This is a genomic window from Nocardiopsis sp. JB363, assembly GCF_900143625.1.
Classification (GTDB): Bacteria; Actinomycetota; Actinomycetes; order Streptosporangiales; family Streptosporangiaceae; genus Nocardiopsis.
In genome coordinates this window covers 1-16,699 of the sequence record NZ_FRFF01000151.1, presented here as the reverse complement: position 1 = coordinate 16,699, position 16,699 = coordinate 1, and the positions used below count along the sequence as shown (strand labels likewise).

Here is a 16,699-nt window from a genome sequence, read left to right as displayed (position 1 = left end):
CTCAAGCGCTACAGCGGCTAGAGCGGGAATCCGACGGATTGGGCGAGTGGCTGGCCGATCGCTTCTGCGACCCTCTGCCCCAGGAGAAGGGCCGCGCTGACGGCCAGGGCGGGCAGGGCCCATCGCCGGCGCGGGGCCCGATGACGGCCCCGGCGGATGGCGGGGGAACCGGTCGGGAGATCAGCCGGTGCGCCCACCTGACGAGCTTCCCTCTCGGCCTGTTCTCGGCGTTGGCGGGCCACGGTCATCCAGTGCGGGAGTTCGCCGTGTTCGAGCATGTAGGCGACCCTGGGGTTGCCCCGCATCTGGCGCAGCAGCCGTTCCCGTCGTTCCTGGTGCGATTCCGGCCGAACGTTCGTGGGGTGGGAAAGCCCCGGACGGGAGAAGCGTTGGCCTCGGGGTGCGTTCAACACGGAGCGCACCCTGGTGTCGACGGTGGTCAAGACCGGCCACCGCCCAGCGCGAACTCGGCCCAGATGACGGTGCCCAGACCATCGCAGAAGGGGAAGTCCAGGACCGAGTGGGAGCCCCAGCGCTCGGCCAGGTGGTGGATGAGCAGCAGCCCTCGACCACGCTCGGCTTCCTCCCAGTCCTCAGGGGTGCGCTGATGCGGGATCTTCGGGCCCTTGGGTTCGATGGCGTCGACGCGGATGCCGTCATCGACGATCGCGACCTGGACGGTGGTGGCGGTGGGCATGTGCAGCGTGCGGATGACCCTGCCCTCGGGGTCCTGGCCCGATCGCGAATGGTTGCACGCGTTCGCGAACATCTCGCTGGCGCAGAGCACGATGTCCTCGCCGGTCTCTTTGGACAGCCCGGCCAGGCGGGCCAGGTCGGCGGCCAGGTCCGAGCGAACCCAGGCAATCTGGGCCAGGTCACCGGGGTAGACGCGGGAGGGCCAGCGGCGACCGGTGAAGGGCGTGGTGGGGGTGTGGATCGGGGCTCGGGGGTGCGGCACAATGGCCATGTCGGCAACTCGCTTTCATTGAAATCGGGACTGGTTGTCGGCCTGCTCTGGGGGTGTTGGTGCACCCGCCAGAGCTTTTTTCATGGGCGCCGAGGGTTCACCGCGTCGCGGTGATGGTGTCCTCGCAGTAACGGCAGGTCGCGGTGGCCGTGTTACCGCGTCTCACCGGGGGTTGATCCGGGATGTAGTCGTGTCCGTTGGGGTCCGAGCAGGTCGTTCGGTTGTCCATCGCGCCTCACCGGGGCGGGGTTCGACAAGCCGGGACTCTCAGCGGATCTGCTTCGGCGGACCTGTCGGGAGCCTCAAGCGCTCGCATCCAATCGGTGCAGTCCCGCCAGAACCGCATGGAGGACGTCCAGCGGAGCGGTGTCCAACGGACGACGCGGACCCGGGATCCGTGGCGGACGGGGCGAGCACGGTGACCGCGTCTCGGCCAGAGTTCGGGGAGCCGAGGCGTAGGCACGCACACGCCCGGCCTTACGAGAACGTCGGCGACGCACCAGTTCGGCGGCGCGATGACGCACGTAGGTCAACTTGGACAGGTTCAAGCAACGCGGCATGGCGCGGCTCCTGGTGCTCAGGTGCCGGGTTGGAGGTCCGGCGAGTTGTTCTGGTGACACCATAGTTGCCCCTCGCGCAAATATTTGCAAGCCCCAAGTTTACCTGAAAGCACCTACTCTCTGAGAGGGAAGCAAATATTTGCGGAAGGTGCACTAAATGTCGGAATCTCGCTGGTCCGCCGTAGGATCAGGCCACCAGACGGTGCCCTCACGGAAGGACAGCGACATGGTCAGCCCGACCTTGCGCCGACGTCGTCTCAGTCGACTCCTCTTCCAACAACGTGAGAAGTCCGGGCTGACGGCGAAGGCTGTCGCAGCCGAAGCCAAGAAGCGCAGCGGTAAGACTCGCGGCTGGTCCGAATCCAAGGTGAACAGGCTAGAAACCGGCGACTGGAAGAGACTGTCCGTCGACGACGTTTTCCTGCTGCTGGACATCTACGGTGTCGCCGACCCGGTTGAGCGAGACGGGTACGCGGAGCTGGTGAAAGAGGCCAGCCGTAAGGGCTGGTGGGCAACCTATGAGAACGTCCTCGGCACGGGCCAGCTGATCGGGCTGGAGGCGGAGGCTTCCTCGATCCGCTCGTATCAGTCCATGACGATCCCGGGGCTACTCCAGACCGAGTCCTACGCACGTGCCATGGCCGTCGCTAGTTCCATGGGGGACACCGACGATGTCGACCAAAGGGTCGAGGCTCGGATGCTGCGCAAGGCAGTGTTCAGCCGTGCGGATCCACCGGCGTTCTGGGCTGTCATCGACGAAGCCGCGCTTCTTCACATCACGCCCGAACTGAGTGACCAACTGGAGTACCTTCTCGAGGTCAGCCAACGGCCGAACGTCGGCATTCAGATCCTTCCCGTGACGGGTGGACTGCATGCTGCCATGACCGCGCACTTCGTGATCATGGAGTTTCCGATGCCAGAACCTCCGGTGGTGTATCTGGAGGTCGCCACGGAAGAGCTTTACCTGGAGTCCGAACCGCAGGTCCGCCAGTACACGCGCCGGTTCGGCTTCGTGCAGGCATCTGCCTTGTCCGTGGAAGAGTCACACGCGCTGATTCGGAACCGCTTGTCATCCCTCTAAGAGAGCGCCCATGCCAGAAACGTCCCACACCCTGCACTTCCGCAAGTCCTCCTACAGCGGAGGCCAGACTCAGGACTGTATCGAGGTCGCTGACGTCCCTGGCCTGTCGGCTGTGCGTGACACCAAGCGCCGTGAGGACGGGTACCTCGCATTCCCCTCTTCGGAGTGGTCCGCGCTGCTGCGTTCAGCCATCTGACGGCAACCAAGACAGTTACTCGACTACGCGAGATGACCACCTGACATGACCCGCCCGATCCCCGCTGACCTGTTCCGCACATCGTCTTACACCCAGCAGCAGAACTGCGTGGAGGTCGCTGACCTTCCTGACGGGTCCGCGGTGCGCGACACCCAACACCGTCAAGCCGGGTATCTCATGTTCACCTCGGGAGAGTGGGTCGGGTTGGTGGGCACCGTGAAAGCCGCCAGGGTTGGCTAGAGGACCGGCTCAGCCAGCTCGACCAGAGGACACTATGTTCACCAGCAGCAGCGAATCCCACCTGATCTTCCGCAAGTCGTCCTACAGCCAGGGGCGTACCGAGAATTGCGTGGAGGTCGCTGACCTCCCTTCCGCTGCTGCGGTACGCGACACCCAGAACAGGGAGGCTGGGCACTTGGCCTTTCCTTCCCTTGAGTGGTCCGCTCTGCTGCGCGCGAGTACTCGCTAGCCGGAAACACAGAAGGCCCCGGCCGCCGGTAGAACCCACCCGGCGGTCGGGGCCTTCGTGACGCTCACAAACCCAGAACACGCCGTTCGACCTCGGGGTCCAAACCGAGACTGCGCCGGTCGGGGCGTTGGGGTGCCTCACCACCGATGGACCTCAACCACGCCCAGGTGTCGGCGACGGTCTCGATGACCGGACGAGACCTCAACCCCGTGGCCAGGGCACGATCGACATTCCCCTGATGCAGGCTCTCGTGCATCTCGCCCGGAGGCAGCCAGACCGGAAGCTCCATCCAGGGTCGAATCCCCTCCGCCTCGATCACCTGGGGATCGGTCCAGCGGAACTCCGCGTCCGAACCCGTCACCTCCCGGCAGGCCTCCAGGAGTTCCACCATGGTGGCGTGCCCGCTCGGGCTCACCAGGTTGTACGGGCCACCCAATCCCTTCTCCACCGCGTCGAGAGTCCAAGCGGCCAGGTCCCGGACATCGATGTACTGCAACGGCAGGTCACGCGGCCCAGGAGCCAGAACGGGACCACCGCGAGCGATCCGGTTCAGCCACCAGGGCAGCCGACCGATGTTCTCGTACGGACCCAGGATGAGCCCGGCCCGAACGAACAGCGCCCGCTCACCGAACACCTCCTCGGCGGCCACCTCTCCCCCGCGTTTGGCCCGCGCGTAGTCCTCTCCCTCATCGGCGAGGGCCGGCTTGACGGTCGGGGCGGTCTCATCCGCACCGGGAGCGCTGGGCATGCCGTGGACGGAACGGCTGGAGACGTACGTGTAGTGGCCGACCCGACCGTCCAACAGTCGGGCGGTGGCCGCAACGGCTCCGGGGGCATCCGACCAGGTGTCGACGACGGCGTCCCACTCCCCCGTCTCCAGCGCGGTGAGGCCACCCTCCTCGGCACGGTCGCCGTGCAGCACGCGCGCCCCCACCGGAGCTTCATGCCGTCCTCGATGGAACACCGTGACGTCCCACCCTCGGGCGAGCGCGTCCTCCACGATCGCCCGTCCCACGAACTCGGTACCACCCAGAACCAGAAGTCTCATGCGGACCAGTGTGACCAGAACGAGCGCTCATCGCTAGAGCTCACTGCCCACGGCAGAACGAGCGCGCTCCAACAGGAGTGCGCGCTCGCTTTCGTTGCGGGTGAGGTCGGCGGCCCGTTCGTACTCGGTTCGGGCCTGCTCACCTCGTCCAAGACGCTGGAGCAGGTCGGCGCGAACGGCCGGGAGCAGGTGATACCCCTCCAGGGCCCCGGAATCGCGCAGGGCGTCGACGATGCGCAGCGCCGCACCCGGTCCGAGCGCCATCGACACCGCCACCGCCCGATTGAGTTCGACCACGGGCGACCCGGTGCGCCGGACCAACACCTCGTACAGGACGGCGATCCCACGCCAGTCGGTGTCCTCGGCTGCGTGGGCCGTGGCGTGCTTCGCGGCGATCCCGGCCTGGAGGGAGTAGACGCCCCGTGGACGGGCGGGATCGACGGGGATCGAACCTTCCAGCGCGGCCAGCCCGCGTTGGATGAGCAACCGGTCCCAACGGGAGCGGTCCTGTTCGGCGAGGGGCACCGGCACGCCTTCGACACCGACCCGGGCCCGGAACCGGGAGGCCTGGAGTTCCATGAGGGCGATCAGCCCGTGCACCTCGGGTTCCTTGGGCATCAGCCCGGCGAGGATCCGCCCCAGGCGCATGGCCTCCTCGCACAGTTCGGGACGCAGCCACCGTTCCCCCGAAGTGGCCGTGTACCCCTCGTTGAACACCAGGTAGAGGACCTCCAGCACGTCGGCGAGGCGAGCGTCGCGGTCCGCACCCGAGCGCACCTCGAACGGAACCCTCTTCTCGGTCAGCCGCCGTTTGGCCCGCACGATGCGCTGGGCGACGGTGGTTTCCGGCACGAGGAAGGCGCGTGCGATCTCGTCCGTGGTGAGCCCACCGAGCAGGCGGAGGGTGAGCGCGATCCGAGCCTCGGTGGCCAGCACGGGATGACAGCACACGAACATGAGTTTGAGCAGGTCGTCGCCGTAGTCCTCTTCCAGGACGGCGTCGAACTCCGCTTGTCCGTCGTGCTCGACGAACTCCCGGCCGAGTTCCACCATGCGATCCCGGAAACGTTCGTCCCGGCGCCAGCGGTCGAGGATCCGCCGCTTGGCGACGGTGGTCAGCCAGGCCCCGGGACTACGCGGCACACCCTCCTGGGGCCACTTCTCCAGCGCGGTGACCAGCGCGTCCTGCGCGAACTCCTCGGCCGATCCGACATCGCCGACCATGCGCGTCAAGGTCGCGATCAGGCGGGCCGACTCGATCCGCCAGACCGCCTCCACCTGGCGCGTCACATCCGTATGTTCCACCGCATCATGACAGCACCGGCGGGCTCCGGCCGCAAGGTACGGGGGCGGGCCACGCGGACCCGCCCCCGTACCACCGGACGCTTACCCCTCCGTCTGCACGCGCAGGGCGCGCTCTCGCTCCTTGAGCTCCTCGGACATGTTGTCCATGTCCTCCAGCTCACCGATCCGGCGCAGCTGGAGCTTCATCTCGGTCGTGTCCCCCTTGGGCGGGTGCGGGCAACGCTTGGCCCACTCCACGGCCTCGGCGTGCGAAGACACCTGGAGCACCCAGTACCCGGCGATGAACTCCTTGGCTTCGGTGAAGGGCCCGTCGACGACGGTGGCCTCCCCGTCGCGGAAGACGACCTCGGCGCCCTCCGAGGTGGGGGCCAGACCCTCACCGGTCAGCAGGACCCCGGCCTTGGCCAGCTCCTCGTTGTAGGCGCCCATCGCCTCGTAGATCTCGGGCTCGGGCTCGTAGTCGGCGGCCTCGGACGCGGGGTCGCTCATGATCGACATCAGGTAACGCATGGTGTTCGCCCTCTTTCGAGTGTCCGACGGGGTCTCCCCCGCTCTCACCTGTTCGTCGCACGGGTCGCCGCCGGATCGACACCCGCCATGAACTTTTTTCCTACTCCTCCTCATGCCCCCTCGCGGCCCGCTCGATCGCATCGGCCCGTCGGGCGAAGTTGCGCAGCGCGGGCAGGACCATCACGAGCGCGACCAGGACGAGCACCCCGGCGAAGATCGCGGGAAACCGCAGGTCGATCCGGCCGAGCAGGCCACCGATGAGGGAGCCCACCGGGGTGAGGCCATAGCCCAGGAACTGGGCGCAGGACATCATCCGGCCGAGCATCGCGCTCGGGACGACGGTCTGGATGGCGCTGACCATGACGGTGTTGCAGGCGGTCGCGATGGCACCGAGCAGGACCCAGGCCACGGCGGCCGTGTAGGCGTTGGGCGCCAGACCCACCGCCACACAGCTCAGTGCCTGGAGCAGGAAGCCGCCCGCTTGTAGGGGGAAGCGACCGAAGCGGGCGACCAGCTTTCCAGTGAGGGCGGCACCGATGATCGCACCGACAGCGGTGGCCGACATGAACACGCCGAACAACGCGGCGGGCACCCCGAAGTGGTCGCGGACCAACAGGACCATGACGGCGTTCATCGCCATCAGGCCGATGTTGGTGATGGCGCCGAACAACACCAGGGAGCGCAGTGAGGCGTCGCCGAAGGTGTAGCGCATGCCCGCGCCGATCTCCGCGATGATCGACCTGAAGAGGTTGCCGCCCGGCTCCTTCGCCTTGGTCTCGGCACCCTCCGGTGACTTGGGGCGGCGTACCGCCAGGGGCAGGCCGAGCAGGACCAGGGCGCCCACCAGGTAGGCGCCCGCGTTGACCGCCAAGGGCAGAGACGCGGCGACCACGAACAGGAAACCGGCCAGCGGAGCACCGCCGAAGTCCTCGGTGACGGTCTGTCCACTGATCAGGCGCCCGTTGGCGCGGTCGATGGTCCCGGCCGGAGCGATGTCCGGCAGCATCGCGCGTCCGGCCAGGTCGTAGAACACCTCGCAGGTCATCGCCAGGAACATGACGACGATGAGCGCCCAGACTGTGGCGTTCCCGGTGCCGACCACCACGGCCAGACCGGCGAGCAGCGCGGCGCGGACCACGTTGGCCCCCACCATCAGACGCACCCGGTCCACCCGGTCCACGACCGCACCGGCCATCAGCCCGAACAGCAGCCAGGGCAGGAACCGCGCGACGGCGAGCAGGGAGACCAACAGGGGATCGTTGGTGAGCATCGCCGCGACCAACGGCAGGGCGGTGAGCATGAGCCCGTCGGCGAGGTTGCTGGACAGACTGCCCACCCAGAAGCGGTTGAAGTTCCGTCCCAGGGCCGGCTTCCCGGAGGTCTCCGGGATGGGGGATGCGCTGTTCACTCGGGGGTGCCCCTTTCGAGGGAGTGATGCTGCGATGCGACCGTGACAGCCTGTCCCGAGCCGATCAACCTCCGATCACGAAACGGGACGCCGGCCACAATTGGTCAACGGTGCCCCTGGGGAACGTGCTGAACTGGGGTGTTCGATAGGGTTCCGACACGGTTCGGGCGGTCGCGAAGGAGTGCACGGGATGGATCTGTTCCTGAGCGCCGCCTTCGGATTCCCCACGGTCCTGTTCACGCCGATGCTCATCGTCGTCCTGGGCTACTGGATCTTCGTGATCGTCGGCGCCGCGGACACCGAGATGCTCGACAGCGTGGACACCGGCGGTGACGCCGCCGGGCTCAGCGCGGTCCTGAGCAAGGCCGGGCTGGGGAGGGTTCCGGTGACCGTGGCCCTGACCATGCTGATCTGCGTGGCCTGGTTCGTCAGCATGATGGGAAGCATCGTGACCAGCCTCATCGAGACCGTCTCCACCCCGATGCTGTGGGCCCTCGGGGCCGTCGTCCTGCTCATCGCATTGGTCGCCGCGTGGGCGGTCACCAGCGGTGTGGTGATGGGGTTCCAGCGGTTCCTGCCCAAGCGCAGGGGCGACTCCAAGCACGAACTCGTCGGTCGCACCTGCCTCATCCGTATCGGTGAGGCCCACGAGGACTTCGGCCAGGCAGAGATCACCACCGCCGGTGGGGCCGCCATCTCCATCCCGGTCCGCACGACCGGCGGCGAGGTCCTGTCCGTCGGCAGCACCGCCCTCATCTTCGACCACGACGCGGCCGACGACCACTTCCTCGTCACCGCCTTCGACCCCGCTCTGGACCCCGGTCAACATTGACCTCCCCTCACCACCCGTGATGAGCAGGGATGATCTTGTCCATTTCGGAACCGTTCGCCAAGCGGACGCGTCATAACCCCTGACAAGCGACCCCCTCGGGCACGGCCGTCTCGCTCCCGTCCCTCCGCCCGATGCCGCGTGTCCCCCGATCCACGCCGCTCGCAGAAAGAGACCCCTACGTGTTGCTGAGTGCTCCGGTCACCGGGCAGGAAGCGGCAGATGCCACTTTCCTGACCATCGGTGTCGCCATCGCCGTCGGAATCATCGTCCTCCTGGCCCTACTGCTGATGGTGACCAGGCTGTTCCGCAAGGTGGAGCAGGGCAAGGCCCTGATCATCTCCAAGGTGCGAGACGTCCACGTCACCTTCACCGGATCGATCGTCCTCCCGGTCCTGCACAAGGCCGAGGTCATGGACATCTCCCTCAAGAGCCTCACCTTGGAACGGGGCGGCCGTGATGGCCTGACCTGCAAGGACAACATCCGCGCCGACATCACGGTGTTCTTCTACGTCCGGGTCAACGAGACCGCCGAGGACGTCAAGAAGGTCGCGAAGGCGATCGGCACCGAGCGCGCCAGCGACCAGGACACCCTGCAGGAGCTCTTCAACTCCAAGTTCTCCGAGGCGCTCAAGACCGTCGGTAAACAGTTCGACTTCGAGGAGCTGTTCACCCACCGCGAGCAGTTCCGCCACGCGATCGTTTCCCTGATCGGCACCGACCTCAACGGCTACATCCTCGAAGACGTGGCCATCGACGAGCTGGAGCAGACCCCGCTGCACCAGCACGACTCGAACAACATCCTGGACGCGCAGGGCATCTCGAAGATCACCGAGCGCACCGCCCGGGAGCACAAGCGCACCAACGAGTTCGAGAACGACCGCAAGAAGGAGATCGACCGCCAGAACACGGAGACCGCCGAGACCCTCGCCGAGCTGGAGAAGCGTCGCGAGGAGGCGGCCGCCAAGGCCAAGCGCGAGATCGAGATCATCCGTGCCAAGGAGGAGGCCGAGACCGCCCGGGTCCAGGCCGAGGAGCGTCTCAAGTCCGAGACCGCCAACATCCGCACCTCCGAGCAGCTCGGCGTCCAGCACCAGAACCAGCAGCGTGAGATCGCGGTCGCCGAGAAGAACCGCGAGCGGGTCATCGCCATCGAGACCGAGCGCATCGAGAAGGACCGCATGCTGGAGGTCATCGGCCGCGAGCGCGAGACCGAGCTGAGCAGCATCGCCAAGGACAAGGAGGTCGAGGCCGAGAAGCGCGAGGTCGCCGACGTCGTCCGCGAGCGCGTGGCCGTCGACCGCACCGTCGCCGAGCAGGAAGAGGCGATCAAGAAGCTGCGGACCGTCGAAGAGGCCGAGCGCCAGCGCCAGTCCATCATCATCCACGCCGAGGCCGAGGCCCAGGAAAACCTGGTCAAGGACATCAAGGCCGCCGAGGCCGCCGAAGCCGCGGCCAAGCACAAGGCGCAGGAGGAGCTCACCCTCGCCGAGGCCCGTCAGCAGGCCGCCGAGCTGGACACCCGCGCCAAGATCCGCCTGGCCGAGGGCATGCAGGCCGAGGCCGCTGCCGCCGGTCTGGCCGAGGTCCAGGTCCGGGAGCAGGACGCCGAGGCCGTCGAGAAGCTGGGCCGCGCCGAGGCCGTCGTGGCCCGCGAGAAGGCCGACGTCGAGGCCGAAGCCGTGGAGAAGAAGCTGCGCGCCGAGGCCGCTGGTCTGACCGACAAGGCCGCCGCGATGGCCGCCCTGGACGAGGTCAGCCGCGATCACGAGGAGTACCGTCTGCGCCTGGAGGCGGAGAAGGAGGTCCGCCTCGCCGGCATCGACGTCAACCGTCAGATCGCCGAGGCCCAGGCCACGGCCATGGCCGCCGGGCTGGAGAGCGCCGACATCAACATCGTCGGTGGCGACGGCGCCTTCTTCGACCGCATGGTCAATTCGATCGGCATGGGCAAGGCCGTGGACGGGTTCGTCAACGGCTCCGAGACCGTGCAGGCGCTGGGCAACGGTTGGCTGAACGGCGAGGGCAACTTCGCCGAGGACATCAAGAGGATCCTGTCCGACGTGGACACCGAGGACGTCAAGAACCTCACGGTCTCCGCGCTGCTGCTCAAGCTGATCAGTGCGGGCGGCCCGGACAGCGGCAAGCTGGACCGGCTGCTCGGCACGGCCCGTTCCATGGGGCTGGACCAGCTGCCCGTCAACGCCCTCGTCCCCGTGAAGCAGTGAGGTAGTCCTCCGTGACCGAGGCCCACTCCGAAGGCCCCGGGCCCGAAGCCGAGGACGCGCGGTCGCTGGACGCGGGCACCTACGAGGTGCTCCGCGCCCGGCTCCGCGAACAGACCGGCGAGCTGGCCCGACGGACCGAGGAACTCAACAACCGTCGGTTGGAGGTGTTCGGCGGCACCGAGCTGTCCCTGCTCGGCACCGAACGCATCCGCACCGAACACAACTGCGTGCCGCGCGACATCGTCAGCGTGGGGCGTTCCGTCGGAGATGGCGCCGACGGGGACACGATCCTGTTCGGCTACAACGTCTACATCGGGATGCAGAGCACCACGCACGTCTCCGACGTGTTCTCCCTGCATCGGTACGAGCACGGTGACGACTCCTTCGAGTTCACCGACGCGCCCGAGGACGCCATCCCCGGGCTGCTCGCGGACGAGCGTTTCCGGCAGGGATTCGAGCAGCTGTACCGCTACTACCGCGACGCCCGCCTCCTCCAGTTGCGCAAGGTCGAGGAGCGGCTGCTGGCCGTCTTCCAGACCGGCCCGAGAACGGAGGACGTCCGTGTCCTGAGGTGGTCGGTCTCGCCCACCGGCGAAATCGCCTACCTCGACGACCGGGGCGAACGCGACCACGTGTTCCCGCCCTCGCACGACTTCGAGTGGGTGGAGGCCACCCGCGAGGACCACGTGCAGGGGCGGCACCCGCACATCTCGATCCGCGACGAGCTGTTCGTCGAGACGGTCGGCGGCGACCTGACCATCAAGATCGAGAACAACACCGAGGTCGGCGAGGGGATCTACGGCGAGCCCGTCGACGAGCCGTTGCAGAGCCTGGCCGACGCCTCGGTGTTCCACGCCGAGGTCGGCGCGCTCATCCTGCTGAAGGTCCTGCCGTACAACGAGACCGAGTGGCGGTACCTGGTCTTCAACAAGCGCACCAAGGAGGTCGAGCGCCTCGATGGCATCGGCCGTTCCTGCCAGCGGTTGCCCGATGACCAGGGGCTTATCTTCCCCGGTGGCTACTACCTGACCACGGGGGCGGCGCGGACCTTCGACACCGACGTCACCGACCTGGAGTTCGACCGGGTGGTGCGTTCTCCCAACGGCGAGGACGTGCTGTACGTCTTCCACTCCCAGGCGGACGGCCGCAGCCTGCTGCTGCCCTACAACACCATCCGCAAGGAGGTCGCCAACCCGATCGTCTGCCACGGCCACTCGCTGTTCGACGACGGGACCATGACCGTCTTTCGCGACAACTCGGGCGAACCCACCCGGGTGCACCCGATGCAGGTGTGGCGGACCCCGTTCGTATCCGACGTGTACGCCGCGGCCCAGCCCGTGGGCACCGGACCCCTGGAGCGGATCGGCAACGCCGAACTGGTGCAGGGCATCTCCGAGAGCCTGTCGGTGTCCCGGATCTCCGAGGACATGCGGCCCTCCACCGAGGTGTTCGAGGCGATAATCGCCTCCTGCCGGCGGGTCCTGGACCGGTTCCACTGGCTCGGCGACGAGGAACTGGGCGACCTCGCCGCTCCGCTGACCGAAGTGCGCGGCACCGCCGAGCGGGTGCTGGACGAGTTCGAGACCGTCCAGGCCCTCACCCGGCAGGCCGCCGAGACCCTCGCCGAGACCGAGGCCAAGGTCACCGCGCTCATCCGTCGTTCCCGGGGCGAGACCCCGAGGTCGGCGGAAGGGTGGGTGACCCGGCTGACCGAACTGCGTCGCGCCCAGGGGCAGGCCGCCACACTGCGCGAGATGCGTTACGTGGACGGCGACCGGATCGACGCCATCGAGGAGAGCCTCGACGAGGAGATCGCCTCCGCCGGCCGGCGCACCGTGTCCTTCCTGGAGCAGGAGGACGCCTTCGACGGCTACCACTCCGAGGTGGAACGGCTGGTCGAAGAGGCCGAGGCCCTGGAGGCGGTCAGCGCCGCCACCGCCGTCGGCGAACGCATCGCCGAACAGACCGAGGGCCTACAGGTGGTCACCGAGGTCATCGGCTCCCTCGACATCGGCGACGCCCAGGTGCGCACCCGCATCCTGGAGCGGATCAGCGAGGTGATGGGCGGGGTCAACCGCGCCCGGGCCACGTTGGAGTCCCGGCGCAAGGAACTGCTCGCCTTGGAGGGGCGGGCCGAGTTCGCCGCCGAGTTCGCGCTGTTGGGGCAGGCCATCACCGGGGCGATCGCCGCCGCGGACACCCCGGACCGCTGCGACGAGCAGCTCGGCCGGATCATGCTCCAACTGGAGAACCTGGAGTCGCGCTTCGCGGAGTTCGACGACTTCCTCCAGGAGCTGGCCGACAAGCGCGAGGACGTCTACGAGGCGTTCTCCACCCGCAAGCAGTCGCTGGTGGACGAGAGGTCCAGGCGGGCCGACCGCCTCGCCTCCTCGGCCGCCCGAGTCCTGGAAGGGGTGCACCGGCGGGTCTCCACCCTGACCACCCTGGAGGACATCAACACCTACTTCGCGTCCGACGCGATGGTGACGCGGCTGCGCCGCACCGTCGGGGACATGCGCGAAATCGGTGACACCGTCCGCGCCGAGGAGCTGGAGGGCCAGATCCTGGCCGCCCGGCAGGAGGCCGGACGGGCCCTACAGGACCGCAGCGACCTGTTCGAGGGCGGTCCCGGGGGCGAGACGATCCGGTTGGGCAGGCACCGCTTCGCGGTGAACACCCAGCCCATCGACCTCACCCTCACTCCGCACGACGGGCACATGTCGGTCGCCATCACCGGCACCGACTTCCGCGCCCCCGTCACCGACGAGGCGTTCCAGGAGACCAGGCACCTGTGGGACCGGCTGCTGGTCTCCGAGAGCCCCGACGTGTACCGGGCCGAATACCTGGCCACGTCGATCCTGGCCGCGGCCGAGGAGGGCACGGACGGACTGTCCCTGGACGCCCTGCACGACGCGGAATTGCACGCCGAGAACGGCGACTCGCTGCTGTCGCTGGTGCGCGGGGTCGCGGAGGCGCGCTACGACGAGGGATACGAGCGGGGCGTGCACGACCACGACGCCGCGAAGATCCTGTCGGCGCTGCTGCGACTGCGCGCCGGGGCCGAGCTGCTGCGCTACCCCGGCCAGGCCCGCGCGGTCGCCCAGTTGTTCTGGGCGCACGGTGCGGGAGAGGACCTTCAGCGCGCTTGGCGGACCCGCGCGGTCTCCCTGGCCCGGGCCCGGAGCGTGTTCGGGGCGCGGAGGTCGGAGGCGATCGACACCCTGCGCACCGAACTCGCCGAGGCCGTGGACACCTTCCTCACCGAGACCGGACTGCACCAGGGCACCGACCTCGACCTGGTGGGCGACTACCTGTTCGAGGAACTGGCGTTGGACGGCCCGAACCGGCGCGGATTCGTCTCCGGCGCGGGTGCGCGCACCCTGCTGGACCGATTCCATCGGGCGTTGGGCAGCACCCGCGAGACCACCCGCAAGGCCTTCGAGGAGGATCTGCGGGGGCTCGGGGACGACATCGCCGCCCGGCACCAACTCGTGACGGCCTGGTTGGAGGCCTACGTCACCACTCTGGAGGAACCGGTCGCCCCCGGCGACCTGCCCGAGGCGGCGGCGCTGCAACTCACCTCCGTGAATCGGTACGAGTCCTCCGCCTCCGTCGCGGAGAAGGTGGCGGGACTGCTGGGTTCCCACCCGAGGATCGAGGGGCGTTCACTCCTCGTGCGGTTGGACGAGATCCTGCCGCGCACCCGCCGGTTCCGGACCATGGACGTGCCCGCCTACCGGGACTTCCAACGGCGCCGCAACGAGCTGGTGGGCACCGAACGCGAACGCCTGCGGCTGGAGGAGTACAAGCCGAAGGTGATGAGCGGTTTCGTCCGTAACCGTCTGCTGGACGAGTCGTACCTGCCGCTGATCGGGGACAACCTCGCCAAGCAGTTGGGTGCGGCCGGTGACGACAAGCGCACCGACCAGAGCGGCCTGCTGCTGCTCATCTCCCCGCCCGGATACGGCAAGACCACGCTCATGGAGTACGTGGCCAGCCGGCTGGGGCTGGTGTTCGTCAAGGTGAACGGGCCCTCACTGGGGCACTCCATCACCTCGTTGGACCCGGCCGAGGCCCCGGACGCCACCTCCCGCCAGGAGATCGAGAAGATCTCCTTCGCGCTGGAGATGGGCGCCAACACGATGCTGTACCTGGACGACATCCAGCACACCAACCCGGAGCTGCTCCAGAAATTCATCTCCCTCTGTGACGGGCAGCGCCGGATGGAGGGGGTGTGGGAGGGCCGCACCCGCACCTACGACCTGCGCGGGAAGCGGTTCGCGGTCTGCATGGCCGGTAACCCCTACACCGAGCAGGGCAAGCGGTTCCGGATCCCGGACATGCTGGCCAACCGCGCCGACGTGTACAACCTGGGCGACGTGCTGTCCGGGAAGGAGGAGCTGTTCGCGCTCAGCTACATCGAGAACGCGATCACCTCCAACCCGACACTGGCGCCGCTGTCCACCCGGGACCGGGAGGACGTGTACACGTTCGTGCGCATGGCCCAAGGGGACGAGTCGGTCGGCACTGACCGGCTGAAACACCCGTACTCGGCGGCCGAGGTGGACCGGATCGTGTCGGTCCTGCGCAAGCTGCTGCGAGTGCAGGAAGTGGTGTTGGCCAACAACCAGGCCTACATCGCCTCGGCCGCGCAGTCGGAGGACGCTCGTACCGAACCACCGTTCCAGCTCCAGGGTTCGTACCGGAACATGAACCGGCTCTCGGAGAAGATCGTGCCGGTCATGAACGACACCGAGGTGGAGGCCGTCATCGACGACCACTACCTGGGCGAGGCACAGACCCTGACCTCCGGTGCGGAGGCCAACCTGCTGAAGCTCGCGGAACTGCGCGGGGTGATGACCGAGGAGCAGGAGCGGCGCTGGACGGAGGTCAAGGCCGGCTTCCGCAGGGGTAGGGCCTTGGGCGGCTCCGACGACGACCCGATGACCAGGGCCATCGGCGCGATGGGGCTGCTCGCCGACCGTGTGGGAGAAATCGGTACCGCGCTCGAACGGGGCTCCGAGAAGTAGCCGCGTGGGGGTCGGATAGGGAGTCGGATAGAGGTCGCGTAAGGGGTCGCCGTCTCGATCGGGAGGGCGACCCTCTTCGTACCTAACCAGGGGCTGTGGCGGTGTGCGCGGCGATCGCAGCGACCACCTCGTCCCATCGTTCCGGCGGTGGGTGCTGGTGGCCCACCCCGGAGAGCAGGTGCAGCCGAGCACCGGGAATCTCCGAAGCGAGGGCCTCGGCGTGCACGTACGGGAAGAGCGGGTCCTCCCGCCCGTGCAGCACCAAGGTGGGCGCGGTGATCTCACCGAGCCGGTCGCCCAGGGGTGTCGCGGCGGCCAACCAGTGGTTGGCCGCCGAGGCCATATCGCCACCGCGTTCCATCGACCGGGTCACGACCCGCCGGATCCGGTCCGGGTCGACCCTGGCCTCACCGGCGAAGACGTACTCCAGCGCGATCATGTGGTCGACCACCGCGTCACGGTCGTTCCAGTCAGGATCAGGCAGCGGTTCGGCGAACGATCGCGAGACCGCCTCCGTCGGTGTCGGCAGGTCCGGTTGTCGCTCCCCCAGGCTCACCGGCGTGGTGGACATCAAGGTCAACGAAGCAACCCGGTCCGGGTTCCACACACCGAGGTACTGAGCGATACCCCCGCCCGACGAGATCCCCACGATGTGGGCGTCGGCCAGCCGCAGGCCGTCCAGCACACCGACGGCATCGTGGACGAGCGCGTCACCGGCGTAGCCCGGCCGGCCTACCGGGAACCGCGTCGATCGCCCGGTGTCCCTGCTGTCGTAGCGCACGACGCGGCGCCCGGTAGCCGCGAGACGCTCGCAGAACCCGTGCTCCCACCAGTCCATCGAAGACTGGTTTCCCGCGATCAACAGGAGCGGCGGGTGGTCGATCCGCCCGAAGGTCTGGATGCACAGCTCCACGTCACCCACCCGGACCAGTTGCTCATCGGATCGCATCGGCACCCCTCGGTTCGGCACGGCGTGGTGGTCGGGAAGGCTACCCGCCGGCCACACAGACCACACGGACCCCTGTGTGAGTCGGAGAGTTCTCGGTTCTGGGGTGGGCTCTGGGGTGG

15 protein-coding genes are annotated in these 16,699 nt (G+C 68.0%); 7 read left to right on the top strand and 8 right to left on the bottom strand.

Going from position 1 to position 16,699, the window contains the following annotated elements; translation table 11 throughout:
* Positions 1-17: 17 nt before the first annotated feature.
* The 3 genes from BQ8420_RS24135 to BQ8420_RS24125 all read right to left on the bottom strand — a co-directional run bounded on the left by BQ8420_RS24135 (position 18) and on the right by BQ8420_RS24125 (position 1,527).
* On the bottom strand, positions 18-443 hold the full coding sequence (locus BQ8420_RS24135; protein WP_235006460.1) for a hypothetical protein: 426 nt from the start codon (positions 441-443) through the stop codon (positions 18-20).
* Positions 440-967, bottom strand: a complete 528-nt coding sequence (locus BQ8420_RS24130) for an ATP-binding protein (RefSeq protein WP_087101461.1) — start codon at positions 965-967, stop codon at positions 440-442. The genes BQ8420_RS24135 and BQ8420_RS24130 overlap by 4 nt, the downstream gene beginning before the upstream one ends.
* A gap of 302 nt (positions 968-1,269) precedes the next feature.
* On the bottom strand, positions 1,270-1,527 hold the full coding sequence (locus BQ8420_RS24125; protein WP_087101460.1) for a hypothetical protein: 258 nt from the start codon (positions 1,525-1,527) through the stop codon (positions 1,270-1,272).
* A 226-nt stretch (positions 1,528-1,753) separates the two neighbouring features.
* Here BQ8420_RS24125 and BQ8420_RS24120 point away from each other — a divergent pair, with 226 nt between their 5' ends.
* The 4 genes from BQ8420_RS24120 to BQ8420_RS24105 are packed head-to-tail and all read left to right on the top strand — an operon-like array spanning position 1,754 to position 3,273.
* Positions 1,754-2,608, top strand: coding sequence for a helix-turn-helix transcriptional regulator (locus BQ8420_RS24120; protein ID WP_235006458.1), 855 nt, complete (start codon positions 1,754-1,756; stop codon positions 2,606-2,608).
* A 10-nt stretch (positions 2,609-2,618) separates the two neighbouring features.
* Positions 2,619-2,804: a DUF397 domain-containing protein gene (locus BQ8420_RS24115; protein ID WP_087101458.1), complete on the top strand. Its 186-nt coding sequence runs from the start codon at positions 2,619-2,621 to the stop codon at positions 2,802-2,804.
* A 45-nt stretch (positions 2,805-2,849) separates the two neighbouring features.
* Positions 2,850-3,044, top strand: coding sequence for a DUF397 domain-containing protein (locus BQ8420_RS24110; RefSeq protein ID WP_087101457.1), 195 nt, complete (start codon positions 2,850-2,852; stop codon positions 3,042-3,044).
* Positions 3,045-3,078: 34 nt separating this feature from the next.
* Positions 3,079-3,273, top strand: a complete 195-nt coding sequence (locus tag BQ8420_RS24105; protein ID WP_087101456.1) for a DUF397 domain-containing protein — start codon at positions 3,079-3,081, stop codon at positions 3,271-3,273.
* Between the two features lie 64 nt (positions 3,274-3,337).
* On the opposite strand, the gene BQ8420_RS24100 is transcribed toward BQ8420_RS24105, so the two are convergent.
* From BQ8420_RS24100 to BQ8420_RS24085, 4 genes are all read right to left on the bottom strand, one after another.
* A complete protein-coding gene (locus BQ8420_RS24100) occupies positions 3,338-4,321 on the bottom strand; it encodes an NAD-dependent epimerase/dehydratase family protein (RefSeq protein ID WP_087101455.1) in 984 nt (327 codons plus the stop codon).
* A gap of 33 nt (positions 4,322-4,354) precedes the next feature.
* On the bottom strand, positions 4,355-5,626 hold the full coding sequence (locus BQ8420_RS24095) for an RNA polymerase sigma factor (protein WP_087101454.1): 1,272 nt from the start codon (positions 5,624-5,626) through the stop codon (positions 4,355-4,357).
* Positions 5,627-5,707: 81 nt separating this feature from the next.
* Complete coding sequence (locus BQ8420_RS24090; RefSeq protein ID WP_087101453.1) at positions 5,708-6,136, bottom strand: YciI family protein; 429 nt, start codon at positions 6,134-6,136, stop codon at positions 5,708-5,710.
* Between the two features lie 100 nt (positions 6,137-6,236).
* The gene (locus BQ8420_RS24085) at positions 6,237-7,544 is read right to left on the bottom strand and encodes an MFS transporter (RefSeq protein ID WP_235006456.1); all 1,308 of its coding nucleotides are present in this window, start codon (positions 7,542-7,544) and stop codon (positions 6,237-6,239) included.
* A gap of 190 nt (positions 7,545-7,734) precedes the next feature.
* Between BQ8420_RS24085 and BQ8420_RS24080 the strand changes: the two genes are divergently transcribed.
* The 3 genes from BQ8420_RS24080 (at position 7,735) to BQ8420_RS24070 (ending at position 15,631) form a co-directional block, all read left to right on the top strand.
* Positions 7,735-8,376 (top strand): OB-fold-containig protein, encoded by a 642-nt coding sequence (locus BQ8420_RS24080; protein WP_087101452.1) that lies wholly within the window; start codon positions 7,735-7,737, stop codon positions 8,374-8,376.
* A 179-nt stretch (positions 8,377-8,555) separates the two neighbouring features.
* On the top strand, positions 8,556-10,601 hold the full coding sequence (locus BQ8420_RS24075; protein WP_087101451.1) for an SPFH domain-containing protein: 2,046 nt from the start codon (positions 8,556-8,558) through the stop codon (positions 10,599-10,601).
* A gap of 11 nt (positions 10,602-10,612) precedes the next feature.
* Entirely contained in the window at positions 10,613-15,631 is a 5,019-nt protein-coding gene (locus tag BQ8420_RS24070; protein WP_087101450.1) for a DNA repair ATPase, read from the top strand.
* 82 nt (positions 15,632-15,713) lie between these two features.
* On the opposite strand, the gene BQ8420_RS24065 is transcribed toward BQ8420_RS24070, so the two are convergent.
* Positions 15,714-16,580, bottom strand: a complete 867-nt coding sequence (locus tag BQ8420_RS24065) for an alpha/beta fold hydrolase (protein ID WP_087101449.1) — start codon at positions 16,578-16,580, stop codon at positions 15,714-15,716.
* Positions 16,581-16,699 lie beyond the last annotated feature (119 nt).

What these genes read in the sequence shown, in the direction of transcription:
- BQ8420_RS24130 (WP_087101461.1), bottom strand. Translation starts at nt 967, where the DNA reads ATGGCCATTGTGCCGCACCCCCGAGCCCCGATCCACACCCCCACCACG.
- BQ8420_RS24125 (WP_087101460.1), bottom strand. Translation starts at nt 1,527, where the DNA reads ATGCCGCGTTGCTTGAACCTGTCCAAGTTGACCTACGTGCGTCATCGC.
- BQ8420_RS24120 (WP_235006458.1), top strand. Translation starts at nt 1,754, where the DNA reads ATGGTCAGCCCGACCTTGCGCCGACGTCGTCTCAGTCGACTCCTCTTC.
- BQ8420_RS24115 (WP_087101458.1), top strand. Translation starts at nt 2,619, where the DNA reads ATGCCAGAAACGTCCCACACCCTGCACTTCCGCAAGTCCTCCTACAGC.
- BQ8420_RS24110 (WP_087101457.1), top strand. Translation starts at nt 2,850, where the DNA reads ATGACCCGCCCGATCCCCGCTGACCTGTTCCGCACATCGTCTTACACC.
- BQ8420_RS24105 (WP_087101456.1), top strand. Translation starts at nt 3,079, where the DNA reads ATGTTCACCAGCAGCAGCGAATCCCACCTGATCTTCCGCAAGTCGTCC.
- BQ8420_RS24100 (WP_087101455.1), bottom strand. Translation starts at nt 4,321, where the DNA reads ATGAGACTTCTGGTTCTGGGTGGTACCGAGTTCGTGGGACGGGCGATC.
- BQ8420_RS24090 (WP_087101453.1), bottom strand. Translation starts at nt 6,136, where the DNA reads ATGCGTTACCTGATGTCGATCATGAGCGACCCCGCGTCCGAGGCCGCC.
- BQ8420_RS24080 (WP_087101452.1), top strand. Translation starts at nt 7,735, where the DNA reads ATGGATCTGTTCCTGAGCGCCGCCTTCGGATTCCCCACGGTCCTGTTC.
- BQ8420_RS24065 (WP_087101449.1), bottom strand. Translation starts at nt 16,580, where the DNA reads ATGCGATCCGATGAGCAACTGGTCCGGGTGGGTGACGTGGAGCTGTGC.